Origin of the sequence: Collinsella tanakaei (genome assembly GCF_016900375.1) — a bacterium.
Lineage (GTDB): Bacteria > Actinomycetota > Coriobacteriia > Coriobacteriales > Coriobacteriaceae > Collinsella.
This window is the reverse complement of the sequence record NZ_JACJKB010000052.1, coordinates 1-557: the sequence shown is the minus strand read 5'-3', so window position 1 is coordinate 557 and position 557 is coordinate 1. Positions and strand designations below refer to the sequence as shown.

Below are 557 nucleotides of genomic sequence, written 5' to 3'. Positions count from 1 at the left end.
GCCTCGGGCAGCGCCTCGGGCTGGAAGCGCACGGCGATCGTGGCGACCGCGCAGCGCTGGATGTTCTGCTTGGCCCACAGCTCGTCGGTGCCCTGGCCGAAGATGCCGTTGTCGACGGCCCAGGCCATGGCCTCCTTGGCCCAGTCGGACACCTGGTCGGCGTCCTTGTAGGCGGACAGCGCGGCGTCGGCGTCATCCACGGTGACGTCCTTGCCCTGGCCCTTGGCGTAGCGGTAGAGCATGACGGCGACCTGCTCGCGGGTGGCCTTGTCGGCCGGGCCGAAGGTCACGTCGTCGTAGCCGGTCACGATGCCGGCCTCGTCGGCCCACGCCACGGCGCCGGCGTACCAGGCCAGCGGGTCGACGTCGCCGAACTTGGTCGGGGTGTAGACCGGGCTGAAGGCCTCGCCGGCCATGTTGGCGAACACCTTGGCCAGCTCGGCGCGGGTGATGTCGGCCATGGGCATGAACAGGTCGGTGCCGGAGATGCCGGTCATGTAGCCGAGGTCGGCCGCGTTGTAGACGGCGTCGGCGTACCAGGCGGAGGCGTCCACGTC

1 protein-coding gene is annotated in these 557 nt (G+C 70.6%); it reads right to left on the bottom strand.

Annotated elements, in window-relative coordinates:
• A partial coding sequence (locus tag H6A16_RS10565; RefSeq protein WP_204619017.1) for an S-layer homology domain-containing protein occupies positions 1–557 on the bottom strand: 557 nt, incomplete at both ends.